Source organism: Nitratireductor sp. B36 (assembly GCF_020833685.1).
In the GTDB taxonomy this organism is placed as follows: Bacteria; Pseudomonadota; Alphaproteobacteria; order Rhizobiales; family Rhizobiaceae; genus Nitratireductor.
In genome coordinates this window covers 472134-494552 of record NZ_JACKZY010000001.1, presented here as the reverse complement: position 1 = coordinate 494552, position 22419 = coordinate 472134, and the positions used below count along the sequence as shown (strand labels likewise).

Below are 22419 nucleotides of genomic sequence, written 5' to 3'. Positions count from 1 at the left end.
TTGTTAAGGCTAGTGTTTAAGTCGAATTTTAGAAGCATTCGATAGGGTCAGGCCAAGGTGAGACAAAAAACAAAAATCACCGGCGTCAAACGAGAGGCTTTATTTATGAATACTTCGCGACCCGCGGCGAAACCTGCCGCTAACAATGATGAACGCAAAGATGCACTGCGTTCTCTTTATCTCGAATCTCTCCAGCTTGTGGAGCGACTGCACCGCCGTCTGCTCGACGTGATCAAGGACGAGTTCGAGCGCAACGGACGCAGCGACATCAACGCCATTCAGGCATTGCTGCTTTTCAACATTGGTGACACGGAACTGACAGCAGGCGAGCTGCGCTCTCGCGGCTACTATCTCGGCTCCAACGTCTCCTACAATCTCAAGAAGCTGGTTGATCTCGGCTTCGTCAACCACCAGCGCTCGCGTGTGGACCGTCGTTCGGTGCGCATCAGCCTGACGCCCAAGGGTGTGCAGGTCGCCAAGGTGGTCGAGGGGCTCTACAACCGCCACATCGGCTCCATCGAGCAGGTGGGTGGCATCAGCCCCGACGAGTTCAGCCAGATGAATCGCGCCCTGCAGCGGCTGGATCGCTTCTGGAACGACTCGATCGCATATCGCATGTAGTCTCATCTTGATCACCTGGCTGCGCGCCGGTGTGCAGCCAATGAAGGCCGGCGTGGCGGGACGCCGGCCTTCACGTGTTTGTTATCAGGCTCAAAGTGACGTGTGGTCACGTTAAGGTCATAATCCAGTGGAATTGAGCCTCCTGAAGACCGCGTGGCAGAATTTGCCAATTTATCATCAGGGTTCGCGGATTCTTAACGCAGTTGCGGCATGTAAGGCTGCAGGACTGCATGCAGCACCTTTGAAGGGGCTGACGACCCTAGAGAGCACGGATACGCGTATGAACACGAACCGCCGCATGTTTTTAACCGGAGCCGGCGCGGCCGCAACGGCAGCGATGACCGGAGCCGCCAACGCGCAGGATCTGATTGAGGCAATCATCCGTTCGCCGCGGCGCGGGGCCTGGAACGACCAGTTCGATGCACGGGCAAGCAGCGGCGGCAAGGTGGCAACCAACCTTCCGATCTTCAGCCAGGAAACGGTCGCCTATCTCGAGCGCGCGATCATGGAGTATTCCAACATTGTCGCGCAGGGCGGCTGGCCCCGTGTGCCCGACGATAAGAAACTGGAACTCGGTGTCGTTGACCCCAATGTGGAGATCCTTCGCCGCCGTCTCATGATTTCCGGCGATCTTTCCCAGCGGGCCGGGATTTCCCAATCGTTCGATTCCTACGTCGATGCCGCAGTAAAGCGTTTTCAAGCGAGACATGGTCTTCCGGCGGACGGGGTGACCGGGCGCCATACCTTCGCTGCTCTCAATGTTCCCGCAGCAATCCGTCTTGGCCAGCTCGAAACCAATCTGGTCAGGCTCCGGTCCATGTCCGGCTTCCTTGGCGACCGGTATGTGGTTGTGAACATTCCCGCTGCCGAAATTGAAGCGGTGGACAACGGCCGTGTGATGCTGCGCCATACGGCGATCGTCGGCAAGGTCGACCGCCAGACACCGATCCTGAATTCCAAGATCAACGAAATCATCATTAATCCTTACTGGAATGCGCCGGTTTCGATTGTCCGCAAGGACATCATCCCGCTGATGCGCAAGAACCCGAACTATCTCACCGACAACAATATCCGCCTGATTGCGCCCGATGGCAGCGAGGTGGATCCGTTGACGGTAGACTGGTCGACAGACGACGCGGCCAAATACCGGTTCCGCCAGGATCCGGGCCGGATCAACGCCATGGCGTCAATCAAGATCAATTTCCCGAACCCGCATGCGGTCTATATGCACGACACGCCGCAGCAGGGCCTGTTCCGCGATCTGGATCGTTTCTATTCGTCGGGCTGCGTGCGTGTGCAGAACGTTCGCGACCTGGTCACCTGGCTCCTGCGCGAGACCGATGGCTGGGACCGCCGGCGCATCGAGCAGACGATCCAGACGGAGGAAGATGTACGGGTGGCGCTCAGTAATCCGGTACCGGTCTATTTCACCTACATCTCGGCCTGGTCGACGGGCGACGGTGCCGTGCATCTGCGCGACGACATTTATGGACGGGACGGGGCGAGCGAATTGCAGATTTCGACGGCGCTCTGATCCATCCACCCATGGTGAATTGCCGCAGCCGCCCGGAAACGGGCGGCTGTTGCGTTCTTGGAGCATAAAATTTCGCCGGCAGGCGTGGTGAGGTCGGGGGAAAAGTGCTAGATGCGCCACTTCCGCATTTGATCCATCATCGAAGGGGACACACCGCCATGGCAATTGCGACCGCCGCCGCTTCCAGCGAGACCGACGCATTCTTCACCCGGCCGCTCGAAGACAGCGACCAGGAAATCTTTTCCGCAATCCGTCAGGAACTTGGCCGCCAGCGTCATGAGATTGAGCTGATCGCCTCGGAAAACATCGTTTCGCGCGCCGTGATGGAGGCGCAGGGCACGGTTCTGACCAACAAATATGCGGAAGGGTATCCGGGCAAGCGGTATTATGGCGGTTGCCAGTATGTCGACATTGTCGAGGAACTGGCTATCGAGCGTGCCAAGAAGCTTTTCGGCTGCGAGTTCGCCAATGTGCAGCCCAATTCCGGTTCGCAGATGAACCAGGCCGTGTTCCTCGCGCTCCTGCAACCCGGCGACAGCTTCATGGGGCTGGATCTGAACTCGGGCGGCCACCTGACCCATGGCTCTCCGGTCAACATGTCCGGCAAGTGGTTCAACCCCATCTCTTATGGCGTGCGCAAGGACGACCATCTGCTCGATATGGACGAGGTGGAACGGCTCGCCAAGGAACACCAGCCGAAGCTTATTCTGGCTGGCGGCACTGCTTATTCACGCGTCTGGGATTGGAAGCGCTTCCGCGAGATCGCCGACGAGGTCGGCGCTTATCTGATGGTCGACATGGCGCACATTGCCGGCCTCGTTGCCGGTGGCCAGCACCCGTCGCCGCTGCCGCATGCCCATGTGGTCACCACCACGACGCACAAATCTCTGCGTGGTCCGCGCGGCGGCATGATCCTGACCAATGACGAAGCATTGGCGAAAAAGTTCAATTCGGCCGTGTTCCCCGGTCTTCAGGGCGGTCCGCTTATGCATGTGATTGCCGCCAAGGCGGTTGCGCTGGGCGAGGCGCTCAAGCCGGAATTCAAGACCTATGCGCGCGATGTGGTGGCGAATGCGCGTGCCTTGGCCGAAAGCCTGAAGGAGACCGGCCTCGACATCGTGTCGGGCGGCACCGACAACCATTTGATGCTCGTGGACCTGCGTCCGAAGAACGCCACCGGAAAGCGTGCCGAGGCTGCCCTTGGCCGCGCCAACATCACCTGCAACAAGAACGGCATTCCGTTCGATCCCGAAAAGCCTTTCGTGACGTCAGGTATCCGTCTTGGCACGCCTGCCGGCACCACGCGTGGCTTTGGCACGGCCGAGTTCCGCGAAATCGGCCAGCTGATCGCCGAGGTGCTCGACGGTCTCAAGGCAGCGAACTCTGACGAGGGCAATGCCAAGGTCGAACAGGCTGTGAAGGACAAGGTGATCGCACTCACCGAGCGCTTTCCGCTCTACCCCTATCTGGGGTAAGCAGTCACGAACGGATTCGTGAACAAGGGCCCAACATGCGCTGTCCCTACTGCCAGTCGGAAGACACACAGGTAAAGGATTCCCGCCCCGCAGAAGACGGGGCGGCGATCCGGCGACGGCGCGCCTGTCCCGATTGTGGCGGGCGTTTCACCACTTTCGAGCGCATTCAGCTGCGCGATCTGGTGGTGGTCAAGCGGTCGGGCCGCAAGGTGCCATTCGACCGTGACAAACTGATGCGCTCCTTCGACATCGCGCTCAGAAAACGCAATGTGGAGCCGGAGCGCGTGGAACGCGCAGTGACCGGCATCGTGCGCCAGCTCGAAAGCTCGGGCGAGACGGAAATCCCATCAGACGACATCGGCCTGCTGGTCATCGATGCTCTGAAGGCGCTGGATGACGTGGCCTATGTGCGCTTTGCCTCGGTCTACCGCAATTTCCGCGAAGCGAAGGACTTTCAGGACGTGCTGGGCGAGCTGAAGGGCAAAGAGGACTGAGAATGGAGAGCGGGCCGGCAAGCGAGCTCGACCGGCGCTTTATGGCGGCTGCGATCCGGCTGTCGCGCCGCAATCTCGGTCTGACCGGCACCAATCCCTCCGTTGGAACGCTCATCGTGCGCGATGGACGCATCGTCGGCAGGGGCGTCACCGCGATTGGCGGGCGCCCGCACGCCGAGCCGCAGGCGCTGGCGGAAGCTGGTGAGGCGGCACGTGGTGCGACCGCCTATGTCACGCTCGAACCTTGTGCCCATCACGGTCGTACCCCCCCTTGCGCCAATGCGCTTGTCTCCGCCGGTGTTACCCGTGTGGTGGGGGCGGCGAGCGATCCCGATCCGCGCGTGAGCGGCAGGGGCTACGCCATTCTGCGCGAGGCGGGCATCAAGGTGGTCGAGGGTGTACTGGCCGAAGAGGCGGCCGACATGCTGCGTGGGTATCTCACGCGATCCGAGAAGAATCGGCCGGAAGTGACTCTCAAGCTTGCCATATCCGCCGATGGCATGATCGGGCGGACAGGCGAGGGGCAGGTCGCGATCACCGGTCCCGTGTCGCGCCGGCAGGCGCACATGATGCGCGCGGAGAGCGACGCAATCCTCGTCGGCATCGGTACGGCGCTGGCGGACGATCCGTCGCTGACCTGCCGGCTGTCGGGGCTTGAACATCGCTCGCCGCTGCGCGTCGTGCTCGACCGGGGAATGAGGCTTCCGGTGCAGTCCGCTCTGGCACGGACCGCCCGCGATGTGCCGGTTCTGGTTTCAGCGGCGGAAGACTCCCAGCCGGAACGCCGAAAGGCACTGGCAGAAGCCGGCGTCGATTTTCTCGGTGTCGAGCTCCATGACGGAGAGATCGCGCTGCCGGAATTTCTGGAAGATCTGGCAGCGCGGGGCATCCTCACCCTGATGGTGGAGGGTGGAGCCTACACGGCCCGGATGTTCCTCGAGGAAGGGCTGGTTGACCGGCTTGCACTCTTTACTGGGCCATCGAAAATCGGCCCTGGCGGGATTGCCGCGCCTCTTGATCGCGACCATATCCCGGAAGGTTTTCGCCTGCTGCGCGAGACGCGGTTCGGCGACGATGTGTACCTGGAATATGTGAAAGGCGAGCGATGTTCACCGGCATTGTCACGGACATAGGCGTGGTGCAGTCCGTCACACCGCGCGACGAAGGGGTGCTGTTGCGCATCGAAACCAATTTCGATCCCGAGACCATCGATATCGGTGCGTCCATCGCCTGCGCCGGTGTGTGCCTCACTGTCGTCGCACTGCCAGAAGCGGGCGCGAACACGCGCTGGTTCGAGGTGGAGGCGTGGGAAGAGGCCCTCCGGCTGACCACGGTTTCCGACTGGCAGCAAGGACAGCGCATCAATCTGGAACGCGCGCTAAAGGTGGGCGACGAATTGGGGGGACATATCGTCTCGGGTCACGTGGACGGCATGGCGGAAATCGTCGAGCGCAGGGATGAAGGCGAGGCCGTTCGCTTCGTGCTCGAAGCGCCGAAGGAACTGGCGAAGTTCATTGCGCCGAAAGGCTCGGTGGCGCTGGACGGCACGTCGCTCACGGTCAACAGCGTTGACGGCGCGCAATTCGATGTCCTGCTCATTCACCACTCGCTTTCCGTCACCACCTGGGGAGAGCGAAAGGTGGGCGACCGGGTCAATATCGAGGTCGATACGATGGCGCGATACGCCGCACGGCTTGCGGATGCCGCCAAAGAGGCTTAAGGCAGCGCTCTCATTCTAAATTTAATGCCGTGTGGAGAGTGTCCATGGCCGATGCGCGCGCCTTTAGGTTGCTGATCGTCGAAGCCCGTTTTTACGACCATTTGGCCGATGGCCTTCTTGAAGGTGCAAAGGCAGCACTGGATGCCGCCGGTGCATCCTATGATGTAGTGACCGTGCCAGGTGCGCTGGAAGTCCCGGCAGCCATCGCCTTCGCCGCCTCCGGCAATGGAGGCGGGCTTTATCACGGCTATGTGGCTCTCGGTTGCGTCATTCGAGGCGAGACCTATCATTTCGATGTGGTTGCCAATGAATCGAGCCGCGCCCTCATGGATCTGGCCGTGCAGAAGAATCTCGCCATCGGCAATGGCATCCTGACCGTTGAGAATGAGGCCCAGGCGCTGGCCCGAATCGAGAAGAGCGAAGGCACCAGCGGTGAAAGCATGGGCAAGGGATATTTCGCCGCCGAAGCGGCACTGACGATGATTGCGCTCAAGCAGCGCATGGGAGCTTGATGTGACCGAACCGACCGCAGACGGCTTTCGCCCGGCCAACAAACGGGGTTCAGCCCGCCTTGCAGCCGTTCAGGCGCTTTACCAGATGGATGTGGCGGGCACGGGCCTGCTCGAGACCACGGCGGAATACGAGCTTTTCCGCCTTGGCAAGGAGATCGACGGCGAGCTTTACCGCGATGCCGATCCGCAATGGTTTCGCGCCATTCTGTCGGGCGTTGTCGAGGACCAGAAGACGATCGACCCGGTGATCCGCAAGGCGCTGACGGAGGACTGGCCGCTCTCGCGTCTCGATTCAACGCTGCGCGCCATCCTGCGCGCCGGCGTCTATGAGCTTACACGGCGCAAGGATGTGCCGGTGGCCGTGATCGTCTCGGAGTATGTGGACATCGCAAAGGCGTTCTACACCGAGGACGAGCCAAAACTCGTCAATGCCGTGCTCGACCGGGTTGCCCGGCGCAGCCGCAATGAGGGCAGGGGGAAAGACCCGGAATGACCGGCACGCGCGATGACCTGTACCGCGAGGCAAAACGCACCGCACTGATTCTTGCCTCCGCACAGGCCATCGTCGGCTCCGCTGCCCCGATCGCCATCTCCATGGGCGGTCTCGCCGGTTTCTATCTGCTCGGCAGCGACAAGTCGCTCGCAACGGCGCCCGTAACGGGTTTCAATGTCGGCATCGCGCTTGGCGCGCTTCCCGCTGCCGCCCTGATGCGCGCGGTGGGGCGTCGCAACGGTTTTATGGCCGGCGGACTTGTCACGGCAAGCGGCGGTTTCGTGGCCGCAACAGCCCTGTTTCAAAGCAGTTTTTGGCTTTTTGCAATTGGCCTCCTTCTCACGGGCATAGGCAATGCCTTTCTGCAGCAATACCGTTTCGCCGCCGCCGACAACGCGCCGGCCGATTTCAAGCCCCGCGCCATTTCGTGGGTTCTTGGCGGCGGCATTTTTGCCGCAATCATCGGCCCGCAAACCGTCATCTACACCCGGGACCTTTTTGCTCCGGTGCAGTTTGCCGGCGCTTTTGCAGCCCTCGTCGTGCTGGGACTTTTGGGATCGTGCATCCTCTCTTTCCTGCGCCTGCCGAAGGAAACACCGTCGTCGGTGCTTGATGATCAAGAACCGGCCCGCCCGCTGGTCCAGATTCTGTTGCAGCCCCGCTTTCTGGTCTCGCTTTTCTGCGGCATTGCTTCCTATGCACTGATGAGCTTCGTCATGACGGGTGCGCCTCTTGCCATGGTTGGCTGCGGTTTTACGCCTGACGAGGCCACGCTCGGCATTTCCTGGCACGTGATGGCAATGTTTGCGCCGAGTTTCATCACTGGCCGGCTGATCGCTCGCTTCGGCAAGGAAACCATTGTGGCTACGGGATTGCTGACCCTGATTGCATGCGCCATCGTGGCATTGTCGGGCATTGCGTTGTGGCAATTCTGGACTGCACTGATCCTGCTTGGCATAGGCTGGAACTTCGGCTTTATCGGAGCAACGGCGATGGTGGCCGAATGCTACCGGCCATCGGAGAAGAACGGCGTTCAGGGTGTGCACGACTTCCTGCTGTTTTCGACCACTGCCTTCTCCTCGCTTATGTCGGGCCAGATCTACAATGCGTTCGGCTGGAATATGCTCGCATGGATTGTGATTCCCGTTGCCGGTTCCTGCCTTCTGGCATTGGGAGTCATGGCGATCAGCCGGCGTAGACGTCAGCTTGCCTGAGCCGGCAATGCCGGTCAGCACAAGGCCCCGAGGCTGATTCCCTCCGGGTCTGCGACAATTTATCCCAGCACACGCTTGACGTCTCCGCGCGGCTTCGCCCAAGCTGCGCGCATTGGGCCGGGAGGGGCGCGAATGCCGCCGGCCTTTTCAGCGTGACCCGGGAGGGGGTTCCAGTCGCGGGTCGAAATCAAGGGATAGATTGGCAATGAACATGCTTTACGTGGTCATCGCCTGCGGTGTGCTTTCCATACTCTATGCCATCTGGGCAACCCGGTCGGTGCTGGCCGCCGATCAGGGCAATGCACGCATGCAGGAAATCGCCGGTGCCATCCGGGAGGGGGCGCAGGCTTATTTGACAAGGCAGTACACCACTGTCGCCATTGTCGGTGTCGTGGTCTTCATTCTCGCATGGTGGCTTCTCACCGGCGTGGCGGCCATCGGCTTCCTCATCGGTGCGGTGCTCTCGGCTGCAGCCGGCTTCATCGGCATGCACGTTTCGGTGCGCGCCAATGTGCGCACGGCGCAGGCAGCATCCAACAGCCTCGCCGCCGGCCTCGACATCGCCTTCAAGTCTGGTGCGATCACCGGCCTGCTGGTGGCGGGTCTCGCGCTGCTGGGCGTGTCAGTCTATTTCTGGGTTCTCACAGGGCCGCTAGGCCATGCGCCAACGGACCGCATCGTCATCGACGCACTGGTGGCACTTGGTTTCGGCGCCTCGCTGATTTCCATCTTCGCGCGTCTGGGCGGCGGCATTTTCACCAAGGGTGCGGATGTCGGCGGCGATCTGGTGGGCAAGGTGGAAGCGGGCATTCCCGAAGACGATCCGCGCAACCCGGCCACCATCGCCGACAATGTGGGCGACAATGTCGGCGATTGCGCGGGCATGGCTGCCGATCTGTTCGAGACCTATGTGGTGACGGTCGTCGCCACCATGGTGCTCGCTTCGATCTTCTTCACCGGCGAGGTGGCGCTGACGCTCATGCTCTTCCCGCTGGTCATTGGCGCTGCCTGCGTGGTGACGTCGATTATCGGGACGTTTTTCGTCAAGCTCGGCTCCAACAACTCGATCATGGGCGCGCTCTACAAAGGCTTCTGGGCGACCGCCGCTCTTTCGGTTGTCGCGCTTGGCGGCATTGTCTGGGGCTGGCTCGGCGCTTCCACAACCTTCTCGGCGAGCAATGGTGCCGAGTTTACCGGCATGTCGCTCTTCTGGTGCGGCGTTGTGGGGCTCGGCGTGACCGGCCTCATCATCTGGATCACCGAATATTATACCGGCGTCGGCTATCGGCCGGTGCGTTCCATCAGCCAGGCATCGGTGACCGGCCATGGCACCAATGTCATTCAGGGCCTGGCGGTTTCGCTTGAGGCAACGGCGCTTCCAGCTATCGTCATTATTGCCGGCATCATCCTGTCGTTCAATCTGGCGGGGCTCTTCGGCATCGCCATCGCCGTGACAACGATGCTTGCGCTGGCAGGCATGGTGGTGGCGCTCGATGCGTTCGGTCCGGTGACGGACAATGCCGGCGGCATCGCCGAGATGTCGGATCTGCCGAGCGAAGTTCGCCAGACGACCGACGCGCTCGATGCGGTCGGCAACACCACCAAGGCGGTGACCAAGGGCTATGCCATCGGGTCTGCCGGTCTCGGCGCGCTGGTGCTTTTCGCGGCCTATACGGAAGACCTGAAATATTTCGCGGCGAATGCGCAGCCGGGTACTTTCTTTGAGGGCGTAAGCGTCGATTTCTCGCTCTCAAACCCCTATGTGGTCGCCGGCCTTCTCTTCGGTGGCCTTTTGCCTTTCCTCTTCGGCGGTCTGTCCATGACGGCGGTGGGCCGCGCCGGCGGTGCCATCGTGCAGGAAGTGCGCCGGCAGTTCCGTGAGAAGCCGGGCATAATGGAAGGCAGGGAGAAGCCTGACTATGGCGCGGCGGTCGACCTTCTCACCAAGGCGGCGATCAAGGAAATGATCGTGCCTTCGCTCCTGCCGGTACTATCGCCGCTGGTGGCGTTTGCGGTCGTCTACGCCATTGCTGGAAAGAGCGAGGCCTTCTCGGCCCTTGGTGCGATGCTCCTCGGCGTCATCGTGACAGGTCTGTTCGTGGCAATTTCCATGACCGCCGGAGGCGGCGCTTGGGACAATGCCAAGAAATCCTTCGAGGATGGTTTCGTGGATGCTGACGGCACCAAGCACGAGAAGGGATCGGAGGCCCACAAGGCTTCGGTGACCGGCGATACGGTGGGAGACCCCTACAAGGACACCGCAGGGCCGGCTGTGAACCCGATGATCAAGATCACCAACATCATCGCGCTGTTGCTCTTGGCGGTTCTGGCACACTGACAGGCTGACAGGGGCTGCATTTGCAGCCGTCAATGAAAAAGCCCGCGAGCATGGCTCGCGGGCTTTTGTTGTTGCCTGAGATCCGTGATTGGTCAGCCGCCGCCGCCGAAGAGGCCCGAAGGCGGGCCGCCCTTGGAAGCGCCGGCGAGAATCTGGCCGATAAACGTCTGTTCCTTGCCGCCTGTCGGCGTGGTGCGGGAAATGAAATCGAACACCTTGCCGTCTTCCATTCCGTATCGGGCGATTTTCGAGACACGTTCGTCGTCGCCGAAGTAAACGGCGAGAACCTGCTGCTCGACGAGACGCGGACGCATGAAGGCGGCCCCGCGCACGCGTTTCTGCGAAATGTAGTAGAAGGCTTCGTTGTCGAAGGTTGCTGTTGTGGACGGCGAACCGAGCGCCAGCAGCACCTGCTCGCGACTGGAACCCACGGGAACCAGCTCCAAGGCCTGCTCGTCGATGACGTAACCCTGGGTAAGCGTTTCGCGCGCATCGAGCGTGTTAGCGACATTGCAGCCGGACAATGCAGCCGCAGCGCCGGCGAGACCGGCAGCCAAAATTGTGCGTCCGACAGGATAACTGTTGATTTTCTTCACCTGCAACGACATCTCCATAGCGTCCCCGGCGCGAGGGCTTTCGATCGAAAACCCTTGTCCCCGCCGGCAAAACGGGTAAACCAGCTTAAGCGCCGATGCAACCTGATCCTGTCCCAAACCGGCCCCAAGGGAGGGCAATTCTCATGTTCCAGAAGCTGTTTGGCTTTGGACAGCGCTCGCGCCGTATGGTCATCGACGGCTTGTATGAACGAATCGTGGCGGCCTCGCGGCAGCCTGTCTTCTATGCGCGCTGGGATGTGCCCGACACGCCACTTGGGCGTTTTGAGATGATTGCACTTCATATGATTCTGTTTCTGCGCCGGGTACGCAAAGAGGATGGGGCGGCCGTTCGCGAGGTGGCGCAGGAGGTCACAGACGTATTCTTCGCTGATGTGGAGCACGCTATCCGCGAATTGGGCATTGGCGACATGGGGGTTCCCAAGCGGATCAAGAAGCTGGCGCGCATGTTCTATGGCCGCGCCGCCACCTATGGTGAAGCCATCGACGCGAATGATGCCGAGGCGCTGGCTGCGGCCATGCGGCGCAATATCCGTCCGGACGACGAAAACTGGATGGGTGCCGAACCGCTTGCCCGCTATGCGCTTGAGGCGGCGGCCTTGCTGGAAACGCAGAAGGTGGAACACCTGATCGCCGCCGACATTTCATTCCCTGATGCAGAAAGGGAGCGCTGATCCATGATCGACAGGACCATGACAGACAAACCCAGGAAAACGCCGGTCTCACACCAGGTGAATGTTCATCGCCTTGCCCGAAAGGGCATGCCGGTATCGATCGAGGCCGATGCAGGCCAACGCGGAGCCCTGGCTGAGGAGCACGATCTTCTTTCTGTCGAGCGCTTTGTCGCGGATCTCACCGTGCGGCCGTGGAAGGCTGACGGGGTGCGCATTACCGGTACGGTCGAGGCGGAGATAACTCAGGCCTGCGTGGTGACGCTTGAGCCCGTTTCAAGCCATATCAGGGAAGACGTGTCAGCCACGCTTGTGCCAGAAGGTTCTCGGCTGGCGCGCAACGAAGTGGACGGTGGAGAATTCGTGCTCGACGCGGAAGGTCCGGACATGCCTGACACTTTTCACGGCAGCATCATTGACGTGGGTGCGCTCGCAGAAGAATTCTTTACGCTCGGCATCGACCCCTATCCGCGCAAGGCAGGGGCTGTTATGGAAGCCGGGCAGCCTCAGGACGAAGCGCCGAAAGAGCCCGGTCCGCTGTATGAAGGGCTGCGAAAGCTTGGACAAAAGTCCTGAATTGCATGTTGAAGGCGCGAAACGAGGTTGTGCCTCCGGCCAAAAACGCTATTTTCGCCGCACATTTGAGCCGATACCGGCGCCCGATCAACCATTGAGGCACATCACGCGTGGTACGCATTTCGATTGACGCTATGGGTGGGGATCATGGTCCCGAGGTCACGCTGCGTGGCCTGACCAAGGTTATCGAACGACGTCCCGACGCCCGTTTTCTCATTTATGGCCGGGAGGATGCTGTCCTGCCGGTTCTCGACGGCTTACCAGGCCTGAAGGACGTGAGCGACTTCACGCATTGCGAGGTGGCGGTGCGGATGGACGACAAGCCAAGCCAGGCGCTGCGCCAGGGGCGCTGGAAGTCCTCCATGTGGAAAGCCATCGAAGCGGTCAAGAACGGCGAGGCGGATGCTTGTGTTTCTGCCGGCAACACTGGTGCGCTCATGGCCATGTCCAAATTCTGCCTGCGCACCATGGCCGATATCGAACGACCGGCTATCGCGGCAATCTGGCCGACCATGCGCAGCGAAAGCATCGTGCTGGATGTGGGCGCGACCATCGGTGCCGATGCGCAGCAACTGGTCGACTTCGCCATCCTTGGTGCTGCCATGGCCAACGCGCTTTTCGATCTTGATCGCCCCACGGTCGGCCTCCTGAATGTGGGGGTTGAGGAGATCAAGGGGCAGGAAGAGGTGAAAGAGGCTGGGCGCATGCTGCGCGAGGCCGCACTCAACACGATGCGCTATGAGGGCTTCGTGGAGGGTGACGATATCGGCAAGGGCACGGTCGATGTGGTGGTTTCGGAAGGATTCGCCGGCAACATTGCGTTGAAGACCGCTGAAGGCACAGCGCGACAGATTGCCGGCTATCTCCGCGAGGCCATGGGGCGTACGCTCATGGCGCGTATCGGTTATCTTTTTGCGCGCGGCGCCTTCCGGCGCCTCGGCGAAAAGATGGATGTGCGCAAGGTGAATGGCGGTGTCTTTCTGGGCCTCAACGGAATTGTTGTCAAAAGCCATGGCGGGGCGGATGCAGAGGGATTTGCTGCCGCCGTCGAGCTTGGATATGAAATGGCGCGCAGTCATCTGCTCGACAGAACGCGCGCCACCCTGGACCTCTATCACGCCCGCAAGCCGCAAGCGGCTGCCGGCGTTACAGCCGTGAATGAATAGGACGCTGTGATGACTAGATCCGTTGTGCGTGGCATTGGCTCCGCCCTGCCACGCCGCATCATGAAGAATGCGGAATTCGAGAAACTTGTCGACACAACCGATGAGTGGATCGTCCAGCGGACCGGCATCCGCCAGCGTCATATCGCATCGGAAGATGAGACGACCGCATCGCTGGGAGAGGCGGCGGCACGCGCCGCTCTCGATAGCGCGGGACTGACGCCCGCCGACGTCGACATGATCATTCTGGCCACCTCCACCCCCAACAATACTTTTCCGGCAACAGCCGTCGAAATCCAGGAGCGTCTCGGCATGCCGGGCGGCTTCGCCTTCGACATGCAGGCCGTCTGCAGCGGCTTCGTCTATGCCATCACCACGGCCGATCTTTACATTCGTGGGGGGCAGGCAAAACGGATGCTGGTGATCGGCTCTGAAACCTTCTCGCGCATTCTCGACTGGAATGACCGCACGACCTGTGTGCTGTTCGGAGATGGCGCGGGCGCGGTGGTTCTGGAGGCCGAAGACGGTGAAGCCGCACTGGACCAGCGCGGTATAATCGCTTCATCGCTGCGTTCCGACGGCAGCCAGCGAGACAAACTCTATGTTGACGGTGGACCCTCGACGACCTGCACGGTTGGTCATCTGCGGATGCAGGGTAGGGAAGTGTTCAAACACGCAGTCGGCATGATCACTGATGTGATCGAGGACGTTTTTGCCAAGGCCGGCATCACCGCCGACGATATCGACTGGTTCGTTCCGCACCAGGCCAACCGTCGGATCATCGACGCTTCGGCCAGGAAACTCGGCATTGCCGAGGAGAAGGTTGTCGTGACGGTGGATCTCCATGGCAACACGTCGGCAGCCTCTGTGCCGTTGGCGTTGTCAGTTGCAGTCGAACGCGGCCAGATCAAGAAGGGCGATCTCGTGCTTCTGGAGGCCATGGGCGGCGGTTTTACCTGGGGTGCGGTGCTGGTACGCTGGTAGCGGACGTAAATCACGTGTATCGTCCTTGACCGTTGCGAAGCAATTTTTGTAACGTCAGCGCCGCGTATTGAAATCACATGCATTTTCAAGATCTGGATGGGTAGCCCTATGGGGGGAAAGACACTGACGCGTGCCGAGCTGGCTGAGGCCGTCTATCGGAAGGTCGGACTGTCACGAACCGAATCCGCTCAGCTTGTCGAAATGGTTCTTCAGGAAGTCTGTGACGCGGTGGTCCGCGGCGAAACGGTGAAGCTTTCCTCTTTTGCCACCTTTCAGGTGCGTGACAAGAACGAGCGCATCGGCCGCAATCCGAAGACCGGCGAAGAAGTGCCGATCTCTCCGCGTCGTGTGATGACTTTCAAGGCTTCGAATGTGCTCAAGGAAAAAATTCTGAAGGCGCACCAGGCAAGGCGGATGCGCAAGAGCGCCTGACCCGCATTTTTCGGAAACCGCCCCGCTCTCATTTTTCCTGGCCGGGAAGTGGTTTAGACTTCCGAATCGGTGGGGTGTTCTGACGCTTCAAGAACGTGGGTCGGAACGCCCGGTTTGAAAGGGATGGCGCAGGGCGCCGGCCTTCAGGAGATTGCGCGATCATGGACAAGAGCCCCGACGCTTTCCGCACCATCAGCGAAGCGGCTGAAGAACTCGATCTGCCTCAGCACGTTCTGCGCTTCTGGGAAACGCGATTCTCGCAGATCAAGCCGCTGAAGCGGGGCGGCGGACGCCGCTATTACCGGCCGCAGGACATAGACCTGATCAAGGGCATTCGTCATATGCTGTATGATCAGGGATATACGATCAAAGGTGTGCAGAAGCTTCTGCGCGAAAACGGCAACCAGTTTGTCGTGGCCATCGGTCGGGGCGATGTGGCCGCTGTCGAAGCGATCGCCCAGAGTCATCAGGCCGAGGCCGAGAAGGCTGCCTCCGAAGAGGAGGTCCTGGTCGGTACGCCGAAAGCCAAGCCGAGCAAACGTTTTTTTGGTCTGGGTCGTGGCGAGCAGGATGGACCTGTCGCCGCCGATGCCACGAGCCTTTCGCGCGACAACCGGGCACTTCTTCAGGAGGCGCTGTTCGATCTTCTGGAATGCAAGCGCCTGCTTGATCAGGTGCGGTAGCTTCTTTTCTCCATTCCTGGAATGGCTCGTGGAGAAAGTTGGCCTCGCACACGGCTTTTTGTCCCTGAGCGGTTTTTAGGCCTTGCGCGTGGGAAGAGGAAACTATATCCCTTGCGCCGGTTCGGAGCGTAGCGCAGCCCGGTAGCGCACTTGACTGGGGGTCAAGGGGTCGTGGGTTCGAATCCCGCCGCTCCGACCATTTCTCTCTTTTATTTCAGTTGTTTGGATGGCTCCCTATTTGGAGCCGTGGCCTGCCGGTTTACAGCTTTTCAGCTAGTTTACAGATCGCGTTCCTGTTTCGATCTTTTCCACAGCCGCGCTCGACACCAGATAGTGCTTGCGAATTATTCCTTCAGCGTCCTTTTCCGCATGCCCCGTGATCTCGGCAATCTCCCGAATTGAAGCGCCGTTCCGATAGGCGAGGGTGACAAACGTCCCACGCAGATCGTGGAATGTCTTTCCCTCAATCCCGGCAGCCGCAACCGCCTTTCTCCAAGAAGACTTGAAACCGGAGGTCCACGGCTTGCCACTGCGATTCGTGAGGATCGTCGCTGCAGGCGTGTCTCGTTTGGCGTTCTCGACCTTGGCTGCATCCAGAATGGCGCGAAGCTCGGCAGACACCTTCACGGCGACATGGGCGCCGGTTTTGGACTGCCGGAGCCTGATGGCGTTCCCGTCGTAGGCTGACCAGGTGAGGGCGAGTAGATCTCCCTGCCTCTGCCCGGTCCATGCTGCAAGCATCATTGCTCGCACCAGTGGCTCGCGTGCCTTTTCCCTGAACGCCTTCATATCGGCATCTGTCCAGATGATGTCCCGTCTGGTGCCATCGCTTACCTTGGTGATCCGCTCCAACGGGTGTCGCTCGATCATTTCCCGGTCTAGGGCGAACCAGAACAGACGCTGCAGAACGCTCATGTAGAGATCGGCCTTGCGGGGATGCGTCTCTGCCATCTCGTCACGCCATTCGAGAAAAAGGGTTCGGCTTCCGGCCCCGGAAATGCGCTCGGCCGTCATGTCGTAGAACTCACCCTCGATTGCACGGATCGCCAGGTCATAGCCTTCGCGAGTGCTGGGCTTCAGGTCTTTGTAATGCGGGGATTTCAGGTAGCCGCGAACGATCTCGGCCATGCAGCCCTGATACGGCGCGTCTTCACGGTCGCGCGTTAGTCGCAGGTATTCCTCGGTGAATTTTCGGTGCTCTGTTTCTGGGTCGGCCTTAATTGCCGGGCCGCCTCGCCACGCATAGTGATAGGTTTTGACCGATCCGTCGGCCAGTCTCTTCCTGACGCTATGAACGCCCACGAGATTTACCCGCACTGTGTCTGTCCCTCCATGCGCGGAGGGGATTGCCGCCATTCAGAGGCGCGCTGTCAAATCGGTCATTGTGAGTATCGGGGATAAGCGTAATCGCTCCATCCACCTCAAGGCGCACGGTAAGGCCCATATCGCGGGCTACGCGACCGGCGTTCTCGATCTCGCATCGACGGTGACGGAGGGGCTTTGTCATCTCATCCTCGCGTCTTCTGGAACCCGCGTCCGGCGATCTTCGCCTTGGAGCGAGGCCACGTTCCGTTGTGCTTCCTGCGGATGCGGTCAGCTTTGGCGCGGTCGCCGGCTTCTTCGGCGGTTTTGAGTTTGTGAGCTGGCACCAGAGCGGGAGCGAGATTGCTTTCTCGATGCTCGCCGCCCATGGACAGCGGTTTGACGTGCTCAACGTGCCACTGATCGCGCGGAGTTATCTTGATGCCGGTCAGGTGACAGCGGCCTTTGTGTCGGAGCCAGACCCGATCAATCACACGCTGCGGGACTTTGGCATCCGGGCTCGAGCCGATCCACTCCTCGACACTGCGGCCGCCAAGCGGGTTGTCGATCATGGGCACTGCCATCACGCACCACCTTTCGGCGCCGGCAAGAGCGGCTGCATTGTGCCGGTCTCATAGGCCTGAGCGATCCGCGGTTTGACATGCTCAGACACCGAATGGCCGTCCGGCATCTGGATGTGTGCGAGAAATGCATCTTCAAAGCTCTCAATGCCGCTTTCGATGCTCTCGAGCTTTGCCTTGATGCAGAGAAACAATGCCCGCCATCGTGACCGGCAGGCTTGCTCCCATGCTGCAAGAGCTGCGTCGGCAGACCGGGCCTTGCCACGGGCAGTCATCACGAACTCTTTGTCGAGCTGGTCGGGGAGCGGAAGGTGGAAGACAATCCTGCGCTCTGACATCTCAAAGACCAGCATCGCGCGCGTCCGTTCCTCGAACACGCCGAAACCGGCGGCCTTGTGCTTCCTCAGCAGTCCGTCGATCTCGCCCTTGGTCTTGCTTACGGAAACGCTTGTGGTCGCAGCATAGGCCATCAGCGAGCCCTCCTTGCGTATCTGGTAAGCAGCCGGGACATGGCGTCACGCTGCTCCCTGTAGAGCGCCTGTGTGGGACGATGCTGGCGTTTGGCCTTGAAAAGCTCTTCGCGGCGCTCCCGGTAGCCTGGGATGATCTTCTCGAGCTTGTTCTGGTACCGCCAGTCCTGCCAGCCCCAGATCACGCGACGGATGAGGCGGATGGAGATCATGACACGCCTCCTGTGGCTTTGGAGAGAGCGGCGTCGATCTTCGCTTGGATGCCCCATACCCAGTCATCATCGCCACGACAGGCACACAGGCCTTCCATGACCCGCGCCATCTCTTTGCATGCCTCCAGCGCTTCCAGCATTTCAGGAGCGGCAGCTATAAGGCGGGCGTTGGCTTCCAGTTCTGCGTCAACTTCCGCAATGCGGGCCTCGCCATCGCCTGTCTCGGGGGTGAAGGTTGTGATTTCCTCCCCATCAACCTCCCGCGTTTTATGGCGGTAGTAGCGATCTGGGTGCGGGACCATCGTTGCAATTGGCTTAGGCCAGCCGGCTGCGCTAATTACTGGATCGTGACCCCATCCTTGCCGTGGCTCTGCAACCCACGGTCCCGGCGTATGCGCTTTCTTGCTCATGCCACCAGCTCCTTCGGGTCGACGCCAGCCACGCCAGCAATCATGTCGATGCAGTCCGAGAGTTCGACTTCGTTGCGGCAGCAGGCGCGCGCGTAATTCGTTATCGACTTCGCCTTGGCCCGCACATCGTCGCTCAGGCCTTCGACAAAGAGCCCCTTGGACTGATTGACGACGACAACCTCATCCTCACCGATGGCGCCTATGATCGCCTTGGCGAACGTCTTGAGCCAATCCGGATCGACGGAAGCCGGCTCGCTTTCGCTCTCTCCCATGTCTTGCGAGCCGGCCTGGTCCGCCGTGGCGGGTGAATTGTCGGCAGTGGACCGCTCTGATGGAGAGGCGGCGAGTGACCCACTGCCGTCACCGGTGGGGCTTTCTGCCGGTGAACTGTGTTCGTGATTGATTTCCTGACCGCTGGAGAGCCCTTCGGTCTCGCGCGTCACGTTGGACATGTCGAAGCCTTCGCGCGCCTCCTGCATGTCCCCAGACGGTTTCTGAGCCTGCAAGCGTGACATGAGCGACGGAGGCGTTACGTCCTTGGCGTTGTCGGGCCCGCGGAACTGATCTGCTTCGTCCCGGTCGTAGACGCCAAGGATCACCTCTGGCGTGTGTCGCCGGCCCCACGCCCGAGCGGTGTAGTAGCAGTGCTGCTGATCGGGATCGGACTTCCAGAGCGGGGAGTTCTTCGGAGTGATGTCCTTGAACTTCGGAGAGCGAACCTCAAGCTCTTCGCCGTCTATTTTCCCGTGGGCGATGCAGACCCGTTCCGGACCTTCGCCCTCAAAGCGGAACTTCAAGCGCCCCTCAATGCCGGATCGTGTGTTGATCACAGCCATGATGAGCTGGGCTTCATATGCAATCTGGCCATTGACCGAATAGGACTTCGACGCGACCGCAAACGGGCTCATCTCCCATTCGAGAGCCTGAAGCGCCACGGCCATACATGCCCCGGCGTTGCCGCGCAGGTGCTTCGGCAGCGCAATGTCTGCTTTGCACATGACCTCTGCGAAGCGAACGACCTCGCCAAGCGTTTGCGGCGCGATCTTAGAGCCATTGCCAGACGCGATGCCGACCTGGTTGATTGAAGTGTTCTGTTGCGAGACGAGTTGGTTCATTTTTCGGCCCTTTCAATTGCCCGCTTCAGGGCGATGTTCATTTCGCGTGCCTGAGAAACGCCCATTGGGCTGCGGTCGTGGTCGTCTTGTGAAAGGGCTGCGTTGAAGCCCCGCGCCCAACAAAGAAGGTCAGACAGGCCGTTGGAGACCCACTCGGCCTGCTGCATGCTTAATTCGAGCGTGACGACGGGTTCATCGACCTTGCGGAAGTCTGGATCGATGATCATGCGGATTTCCTTTCCCTGATCGGATGGGCGAAGGCGAAGTAGCCGGCGCGGGCATGCGCTTCGATTGACCGAATTGTCTGGTTCTGCATCCATCCGGCGTTCTGTACCTTGTCCCTCCAGTAGAGATGGCGCCCTTGGCGGATGATGTGAATGACGAGATCGGGGTCGCGGATGACCGACCCGCGCTGGTATTTGCGCTTCATGCGGCCTCCTGCTGGGCGATCTGGTCTTGATGGTCGAGGAAGTCATCGAGCCGGGATTTGGCCCACGGCTTCATCTGGATGTGCCGCTCACCGCCCGCGAACGGACGCGCGCCCGGCCAGTTGTCGGCATCAAGGCAATGACGGATTGTGTTCAGGCACCACCGGATGACGCGTTCGCCACGGTCGATGTCATGGGCTGAGATTTCGACATGTGCCGTGTCCGGAACGTCGTCGTTCAGCACGTAGACGAGCACGAACGTCTCAAAGGGGATCCCGAGCGAACGGCAAATCATCCGCGTCATGGCTGCCTGGAGGAAATAGCCGGCGTCGAAGATCTGGCGCTCCAGAAAATCCTCGTCAAACTTCGATGCGGTCTTTAGGTCCGCGAACACACCATCTGCGTTCGGCATCGCATCGGGGCGACTGCGCAGCCAGATTCCGGTTTCCTCATCCTTCCAGAACATCGATCGCTCAACGCGGCCATTGAGGACACCCATCTGAATGAGCGGATAATTCTGAGCGTCTTCGGCGATGCGCTTGATGCGTTCGATCTGGTCTGATGTGATGACTGTCAGGTGCTTGTGTTCGTCCATCCATGCGGCGCACGATGAATTGTTGGCGTTCCAGTTCCTGCCGTCCGGGGCTTTCTCTGGCCGCACCGCGAACTTCGCCGAGAACACTTCATCGCCAAGCAGGAGTGCATGAGCAGCCTTGCCGAAATCCATAGCCTTGGTGCTATTCTGCCGGACGTGATCGGGGTTCCACGCCCACCGGCCCCAGAATGCCTTGGGAGAGCCGCCGTAAGCCGGCAAGAGCCATTTCAGGGCAGATTTCGAGATAGACGGTCCATCCAGCAAATCGCGCTTCTGGTGATACTGGTCGAGCGTGATGCCGGAATAGACACCCGGTTCGGTGATCGTCTTGCCGTCCCACTGTCTCTCCTGGGAAAGGCCTCCAACGATCCGCGAGGCAAGGTCACCGATGGACTGCATCGCATCTGTGTCGAGATCGGTCATGGTTCAATTCTCAGTGGGGCGTTTCAAAGAACCCGACGAGCAGGGCGCCGATGACGATCAGAGCCAGAGTGCGGGCCGTCGGGTGTTCGGGGAATGGGAGGAGGGCGAGCATCACGCGGCCTTCCTTTCTGCCTCAAGCGCATTGATCGCTGCCCGGAAGTCGTTCGCGGCTCTGATCTCCGCTTCTGCGTGAGAGAGTTCGCCGGCATCGATCAGCACGAGGGCGCGGCGCATGGCCTTGCGGTATTCGTGCTCCAAATCGGCGCGCTGGCGTGAGAATTCGAAGGAGAGCATCACAGTGCCCTCACAAACCGGCCTTCAGGATCGTTCCCGCCAAGACCGCGGTAGACGAATCCTTCATCGGCAACGGCAAGCGCCTTCAAGACCTCATCGTTCTCGGCCGCGTTCGCAATTTCGGCAGCAATGGATTTAGTGAGCGCAGTCCCGTCAAACAGGTTCCTTCCGTCCATGTAGACGGCATCCACCGAGATCAACGGGACGCCTGCATCCAGTTCGACGGACAGCTCAACCTCGCATTCCAGGTCATAGACGACGCCAATTCCAAGCTTCTCGTCATGGATCGTATGGCAGAAGTCATATCGGCTCATCGTTCTCTTCCTCTCCATTGTGTCCGGCAGATCTGGCAGGGCCGTCTTCGTGCTCGGTGTGTGAGGGGAATGTAGCGGTAATCGCTACAGCCTGTCAATTGGATTGTAGCGATATAAGAAACATTTTTTGACAGTGCCGCCCGCGCGCCGTACAAATGGGCGTGTCTCGCGATGGCGCGAGCGGCAGGATTTCAGGGAAAATCAATGAACGACGAGACGGAATTATCGCCGGCCGGGCAGTGGTATCGAAACCGGGATGAATGGATCAGGCATGTTCTTGGGAGGGATTATCTGACCGCCGATTGCCAGCGGGTCGCGATCTTCATCGCCATGCACATGAACCGGCGGGATAACCACACGAAGCATCAGCAGAAGACGATAGCCAAGGATTTGAACCTCAGCATCGAGACCGTGAAGCGGTCGGCAAAGAAGCTGCGAGAGGAAGGGCTGATTGACCGAGATCAGATCACGCGAGGACGCCGAAACCGGGCCGTGAATCACTACTGGCTGGTCTTTCCATGGCAGTCCTAGGTGTCACCAGTGACACTTAGACTGGGTGTCACCAGTGATACCCCTAATAACGGTAGAACATAATAACGGTAGTTTATGATTGGAGGATATAGGGCTCTGAGAGGGAGTATTATATCTCCGAAGCCCTACCTCTCAAACGTAGAAGGGAAGCGACAGTTGTGGCAAAGAGAACATTTCAAGTTGCCGGAATTTGGCTTATTTTCCACAGGTGTCGGCTGGC

General features: G+C 60.2%; 29 protein-coding genes and 1 tRNA gene. 18 read left to right on the top strand and 12 right to left on the bottom strand.

Annotated elements, in window-relative coordinates:
• Positions 1–105: 105 nt before the first annotated feature.
• The 10 genes from ldtR to H7H48_RS02510 all read left to right on the top strand — a co-directional run bounded on the left by ldtR (position 106) and on the right by H7H48_RS02510 (position 10401).
• A complete protein-coding gene (gene ldtR, locus H7H48_RS02555; protein ID WP_229447242.1) occupies positions 106–621 on the top strand; it encodes a transcriptional regulator LdtR in 516 nt (171 codons plus the stop codon).
• A 280-nt stretch (positions 622–901) separates the two neighbouring features.
• Entirely contained in the window at positions 902–2155 is a 1254-nt protein-coding gene (locus H7H48_RS02550) for a murein L,D-transpeptidase (RefSeq protein ID WP_229447241.1), read from the top strand.
• Positions 2156–2313: 158 nt separating this feature from the next.
• On the top strand, positions 2314–3630 hold the full coding sequence (gene glyA, locus H7H48_RS02545) for a serine hydroxymethyltransferase (RefSeq protein ID WP_229447240.1): 1317 nt from the start codon (positions 2314–2316) through the stop codon (positions 3628–3630).
• Between the two features lie 35 nt (positions 3631–3665).
• On the top strand, positions 3666–4124 hold the full coding sequence (nrdR, locus tag H7H48_RS02540; RefSeq protein ID WP_025031595.1) for a transcriptional regulator NrdR: 459 nt from the start codon (positions 3666–3668) through the stop codon (positions 4122–4124).
• Between the two features lie 2 nt (positions 4125–4126).
• Complete coding sequence (ribD, locus tag H7H48_RS02535) at positions 4127–5257, top strand: bifunctional diaminohydroxyphosphoribosylaminopyrimidine deaminase/5-amino-6-(5-phosphoribosylamino)uracil reductase RibD (protein ID WP_229447239.1); 1131 nt, start codon at positions 4127–4129, stop codon at positions 5255–5257.
• Positions 5230–5844 (top strand): riboflavin synthase, encoded by a 615-nt coding sequence (locus tag H7H48_RS02530; protein ID WP_229447238.1) that lies wholly within the window; start codon positions 5230–5232, stop codon positions 5842–5844. The genes ribD and H7H48_RS02530 overlap by 28 nt, the downstream gene beginning before the upstream one ends.
• A 44-nt stretch (positions 5845–5888) precedes the next feature.
• A complete protein-coding gene (gene ribH, locus H7H48_RS02525; RefSeq protein ID WP_229447237.1) occupies positions 5889–6356 on the top strand; it encodes a 6,7-dimethyl-8-ribityllumazine synthase in 468 nt (155 codons plus the stop codon).
• Position 6357: 1 nt separating this feature from the next.
• Positions 6358–6849 carry a transcription antitermination factor NusB gene (gene nusB / locus H7H48_RS02520; RefSeq protein WP_065817708.1) on the top strand — a complete coding sequence of 164 codons (492 nt, stop codon included), beginning with the start codon at positions 6358–6360 and terminating at the stop codon, positions 6847–6849.
• On the top strand, positions 6846–8063 hold the full coding sequence (locus tag H7H48_RS02515; protein ID WP_229447236.1) for an MFS transporter: 1218 nt from the start codon (positions 6846–6848) through the stop codon (positions 8061–8063). Before nusB ends, H7H48_RS02515 begins: the two co-directional genes overlap by 4 nt.
• Before the next feature lie 205 nt (positions 8064–8268).
• Positions 8269–10401: a sodium-translocating pyrophosphatase gene (locus H7H48_RS02510; RefSeq protein WP_229447235.1), complete on the top strand. Its 2133-nt coding sequence runs from the start codon at positions 8269–8271 to the stop codon at positions 10399–10401.
• Between the two features lie 92 nt (positions 10402–10493).
• Here H7H48_RS02510 and H7H48_RS02505 read toward each other — a convergent pair whose 3' ends face one another.
• Entirely contained in the window at positions 10494–11015 is a 522-nt protein-coding gene (locus H7H48_RS02505; RefSeq protein WP_229447234.1) for an outer membrane protein assembly factor BamE, read from the bottom strand.
• A gap of 125 nt (positions 11016–11140) precedes the next feature.
• On the opposite strand from H7H48_RS02505, the gene H7H48_RS02500 reads away from it, so the two are divergent.
• The 7 genes from H7H48_RS02500 (at position 11141) to H7H48_RS02470 (ending at position 15723) form a co-directional block, all read left to right on the top strand.
• Positions 11141–11689: a ubiquinol-cytochrome C chaperone family protein gene (locus H7H48_RS02500; protein WP_229447233.1), complete on the top strand. Its 549-nt coding sequence runs from the start codon at positions 11141–11143 to the stop codon at positions 11687–11689.
• Positions 11690–11692: 3 nt separating this feature from the next.
• Complete coding sequence (locus tag H7H48_RS02495) at positions 11693–12262, top strand: DUF177 domain-containing protein (protein ID WP_229447232.1); 570 nt, start codon at positions 11693–11695, stop codon at positions 12260–12262.
• A gap of 110 nt (positions 12263–12372) precedes the next feature.
• On the top strand, positions 12373–13428 hold the full coding sequence (gene plsX, locus H7H48_RS02490) for a phosphate acyltransferase PlsX (RefSeq protein WP_223020390.1): 1056 nt from the start codon (positions 12373–12375) through the stop codon (positions 13426–13428).
• A 9-nt stretch (positions 13429–13437) separates the two neighbouring features.
• Positions 13438–14409 carry a beta-ketoacyl-ACP synthase III gene (locus tag H7H48_RS02485; protein WP_229447231.1) on the top strand — a complete coding sequence of 324 codons (972 nt, stop codon included), beginning with the start codon at positions 13438–13440 and terminating at the stop codon, positions 14407–14409.
• Between the two features lie 108 nt (positions 14410–14517).
• Positions 14518–14841 carry an integration host factor subunit alpha gene (locus H7H48_RS02480; protein WP_223020392.1) on the top strand — a complete coding sequence of 108 codons (324 nt, stop codon included), beginning with the start codon at positions 14518–14520 and terminating at the stop codon, positions 14839–14841.
• Positions 14842–15002: 161 nt separating this feature from the next.
• Positions 15003–15524, top strand: coding sequence for a MerR family transcriptional regulator (locus tag H7H48_RS02475; protein ID WP_229447230.1), 522 nt, complete (start codon positions 15003–15005; stop codon positions 15522–15524).
• A gap of 122 nt (positions 15525–15646) precedes the next feature.
• Positions 15647–15723, top strand: a tRNA-Pro gene (locus H7H48_RS02470).
• Between the two features lie 74 nt (positions 15724–15797).
• On the opposite strand, the gene H7H48_RS02465 is transcribed toward H7H48_RS02470, so the two are convergent.
• The 11 genes from H7H48_RS02465 to H7H48_RS02415 form a co-directional block, all read right to left on the bottom strand.
• On the bottom strand, positions 15798–16841 hold the full coding sequence (locus H7H48_RS02465) for a tyrosine-type recombinase/integrase (RefSeq protein ID WP_229447229.1): 1044 nt from the start codon (positions 16839–16841) through the stop codon (positions 15798–15800).
• Positions 16842–17032: 191 nt separating this feature from the next.
• Positions 17033–17410 (bottom strand): HNH endonuclease, encoded by a 378-nt coding sequence (locus H7H48_RS02460; protein WP_229447228.1) that lies wholly within the window; start codon positions 17408–17410, stop codon positions 17033–17035.
• Positions 17410–17877, bottom strand: coding sequence for a hypothetical protein (locus tag H7H48_RS02455; protein WP_229447227.1), 468 nt, complete (start codon positions 17875–17877; stop codon positions 17410–17412). Before H7H48_RS02455 ends, H7H48_RS02460 begins: the two co-directional genes overlap by 1 nt.
• On the bottom strand, positions 17877–18089 hold the full coding sequence (locus H7H48_RS02450) for a hypothetical protein (RefSeq protein WP_229447226.1): 213 nt from the start codon (positions 18087–18089) through the stop codon (positions 17877–17879). Before H7H48_RS02450 ends, H7H48_RS02455 begins: the two co-directional genes overlap by 1 nt.
• Positions 18086–18499, bottom strand: a complete 414-nt coding sequence (locus tag H7H48_RS02445; protein WP_229447225.1) for a hypothetical protein — start codon at positions 18497–18499, stop codon at positions 18086–18088. The genes H7H48_RS02450 and H7H48_RS02445 overlap by 4 nt, the downstream gene beginning before the upstream one ends.
• Positions 18496–19614 carry a recombinase RecT gene (locus tag H7H48_RS02440; RefSeq protein WP_229447224.1) on the bottom strand — a complete coding sequence of 373 codons (1119 nt, stop codon included), beginning with the start codon at positions 19612–19614 and terminating at the stop codon, positions 18496–18498. The genes H7H48_RS02445 and H7H48_RS02440 overlap by 4 nt, the downstream gene beginning before the upstream one ends.
• On the bottom strand, positions 19611–19841 hold the full coding sequence (locus tag H7H48_RS02435; RefSeq protein ID WP_229447223.1) for a hypothetical protein: 231 nt from the start codon (positions 19839–19841) through the stop codon (positions 19611–19613). Before H7H48_RS02435 ends, H7H48_RS02440 begins: the two co-directional genes overlap by 4 nt.
• On the bottom strand, positions 19838–20044 hold the full coding sequence (locus H7H48_RS02430; protein ID WP_229447222.1) for a hypothetical protein: 207 nt from the start codon (positions 20042–20044) through the stop codon (positions 19838–19840). Before H7H48_RS02430 ends, H7H48_RS02435 begins: the two co-directional genes overlap by 4 nt.
• Positions 20041–21060, bottom strand: a complete 1020-nt coding sequence (locus tag H7H48_RS02425) for a PD-(D/E)XK nuclease-like domain-containing protein (RefSeq protein WP_229447221.1) — start codon at positions 21058–21060, stop codon at positions 20041–20043. The genes H7H48_RS02430 and H7H48_RS02425 overlap by 4 nt, the downstream gene beginning before the upstream one ends.
• 111 nt (positions 21061–21171) lie before the next feature.
• Positions 21172–21354 carry a hypothetical protein gene (locus H7H48_RS02420; protein ID WP_229447220.1) on the bottom strand — a complete coding sequence of 61 codons (183 nt, stop codon included), beginning with the start codon at positions 21352–21354 and terminating at the stop codon, positions 21172–21174.
• Positions 21354–21668, bottom strand: coding sequence for a hypothetical protein (locus tag H7H48_RS02415; protein ID WP_229447219.1), 315 nt, complete (start codon positions 21666–21668; stop codon positions 21354–21356). The genes H7H48_RS02420 and H7H48_RS02415 overlap by 1 nt, the downstream gene beginning before the upstream one ends.
• A 204-nt stretch (positions 21669–21872) precedes the next feature.
• Here H7H48_RS02415 and H7H48_RS02410 point away from each other — a divergent pair, with 204 nt between their 5' ends.
• Positions 21873–22199, top strand: coding sequence for a helix-turn-helix domain-containing protein (locus H7H48_RS02410; RefSeq protein WP_229447218.1), 327 nt, complete (start codon positions 21873–21875; stop codon positions 22197–22199).
• The last annotated feature ends 220 nt before the right edge of the window (positions 22200–22419 follow it).